Annotated in this window: 2 tRNA genes, 2 rRNA genes and 1 other annotated feature (2 of these 5 running past the window's edge); all 4 genes read left to right on the forward strand. The window is 52.9% G+C overall.

The features are described 5' to 3' along the window. Window positions 1-507: ribosomal RNA gene (locus tag AR333_RS25140) — 16S ribosomal RNA — on the forward strand; it begins 1,521 nt to the left of the window's first position. Window positions 508-658: 151 nt separating this feature from the next. Next, window positions 659-775: ribosomal RNA gene (gene rrf / locus AR333_RS02900) — 5S ribosomal RNA — on the forward strand. A 76-nt stretch (window positions 776-851) separates the two neighbouring features. Further along, a tRNA-Ile gene (locus tag AR333_RS02905) sits at window positions 852-928 on the forward strand. 48 nt (window positions 929-976) lie between these two features. Next, a tRNA-Ala gene (locus AR333_RS02910) sits at window positions 977-1,052 on the forward strand. 232 nt (window positions 1,053-1,284) lie between these two features. After that, window positions 1,285-2,495 (forward strand) — a sequence feature (mutual gap in cmsearch alignment for this rRNA model is longer than 100); it runs 2,734 nt beyond the window's last position.

A 2,495-nucleotide genomic window follows, 5' to 3' on the forward strand; every position in this document is an offset into this window, starting at 1 on the left:
TCGGAGACAGGTGGTGCATGGTTGTCGTCAGCTCGTGTCGTGAGATGTTGGGTTAAGTCCCGCAACGAGCGCAACCCTTGAACTTAGTTGCCAGCAGGTTGAGCTGGGCACTCTAAGTTGACTGCCGGTGACAAACCGGAGGAAGGCGGGGATGACGTCAAATCATCATGCCCCTTATGACCTGGGCTACACACGTACTACAATGGCCGGTACAACGGGAAGCGAAGGAGCGATCCGGAGCCAATCCTATCAAAGCCGGTCTCAGTTCGGATTGCAGGCTGCAACTCGCCTGCATGAAGTCGGAATTGCTAGTAATCGCGGATCAGCATGCCGCGGTGAATACGTTCCCGGGTCTTGTACACACCGCCCGTCACACCACGAGAGTTTACAACACCCGAAGTCGGTGAGGTAACCGCAAGGAGCCAGCCGCCGAAGGTGGGGTAGATGATTGGGGTGAAGTCGTAACAAGGTAGCCGTATCGGAAGGTGCGGCTGGATCACCTCCTTTCTATGGAGACTCGGGTGCCGAAGCGCACCCAGTCAAGAAGGCCTTAAGCCTTCACAACTTCAATCACTCGTTGTCAGTTTTGAAAGGGCAAGCACCTTTCAAGATACAAATCATTCTGGAGTTTGGCGACTCCGGAAACACGCGCAATTCGTTTGGTGACGATGGCGGAAGGGAACCACGCGTACCCATCCCGAACACGACCGTTAAGCCTTCCAGCGCCGATGGTACTTGGACCGCAGGGTCCTGGGAGAGTAGGACGTTGCCAAGCGAACCCACTTTGTGGGTTTTTATTTTGCTGAAAATAGCGGGCGGTTGCTTGCTAAGCTGGTTTTGAAACTAAATATGGGCCCTTAGCTCAGCTGGTTAGAGCGCACCCCTGATAAGGGTGAGGTCGGTGGTTCGAGTCCACTAGGGCCCACCATTTAAACTTCATAAGAAGAAGCCAAACTTCACTTTTGGGGTAAAGTTTGGGGCCATAGCTCAGCTGGGAGAGCGCCTGCCTTGCAAGCAGGAGGTCAGCGGTTCGATCCCGCTTGGCTCCACCAACAACTTCCAATGGGAACGAGTACAAATTGTGCTTGATCTTACAAAGAAGTCTGTGATAAGATGTTTCTTGCCGCTTTTAGCGGAAGACAAGTTGTTCCTTGAAAACTAGATAGCGAAAGTTGTAACTAGAATCATCCAAAACCTTGATGGTTTGATGGAAGTGAAGTTATATGCCGAGAAGTGATTTGTTAAGCGCAGCTTAATAGCACAAGCCGGTTTATAACGGAGCCTGGTCAAGCTAATAAGGGCACACGGAGGATGCCTAGGCGCTAGGAGCCGAAGAAGGACGTGGCGAACGACGAAATGCCTCGGGGAGCCGTAAGCAGGCTTTGATCCGGGGATGTCCGAATGGGGGAACCCAGCTGTGGTAATGCGCAGTTACCATGCAGTGAATACATAGCTGCATTGGAGGCACACCCAGGGAACTGAAACATCTAAGTACCTGGAGGAAAAGAAAACAATAGTGATTCCGTCAGTAGCGGCGAGCGAACGCGGATTAGCCCAAACCAGAGAGCTTGCTCTCTGGGGTTGTGGGGCGTCGATATGGCAAAAGTTCATTAGGTGAAGTGATCTGGAAAGGTCCGCTGGAAAAGGTAACAGCCCTGTAGCCGAAAGTGAACGTATGCCTAGACCCACCCCGAGTACGGCGGGACACGTGAAACCCCGTCGGAATCCGGCAGGACCATCTGCCAAGGCTAAATACTCCCTAGCGACCGATAGTGAAGCAGTACCGTGAGGGAAAGGTGAAAAGCACCCCGGGAGGGGAGTGAAATAGAACCTGAAACCGTGTGCCTACAAGAAGTCAGAGCCCGTTAATGGGTGATGGCGTGCCTTTTGTAGAATGAACCGGCGAGTTACGTTCACGTGCGAGGTTAAGCTGAAAAGGCGGAGCCGCAGCGAAAGCGAGTCTGAATAGGGCGAATGAGTACGTGGGCGTAGACCCGAAACCGTGTGATCTACCCCTGTCCAGGGTGAAGGTGCGGTAACACGCACTGGAGGCCCGAACCCACGCATGTTGAAAAATGCGGGGATGAGGTGGGGGTAGCGGAGAAATTCCAATCGAACTCGGAGATAGCTGGTTCTCCCCGAAATAGCTTTAGGGCTAGCCTCGGGGGATGTGTCGTGGAGGTAAAGCACTGATTGGGTGCGGGGCCCGCCAAGGGTTACCAAGTCCAGTCAAACTCTGAATGCCACAGACATTACCCCGGGAGTCAGACAGTGAGTGCTAAGATCCATTGTCAAGAGGGAAACAGCCCAGATCATCAGCTAAGGTCCCCAAGTGTGTGTTAAGTGGGAAAGGATGTGGAGTTGCACAGACAACCAGGATGTTGGCTTAGAAGCAGCCACCATTTAAAGAGTGCGTAATAGCTCACTGGTCGAGTGACTCTGCGCCGAAAATGTAACGGGGCTAAACACACCACCGAAGCTATGACTTGCATCTT

This window comes from Paenibacillus sp. FJAT-26967, assembly GCF_001541095.1.
Lineage (GTDB): Bacteria > Bacillota > Bacilli > Paenibacillales > NBRC-103111 > Paenibacillus_F.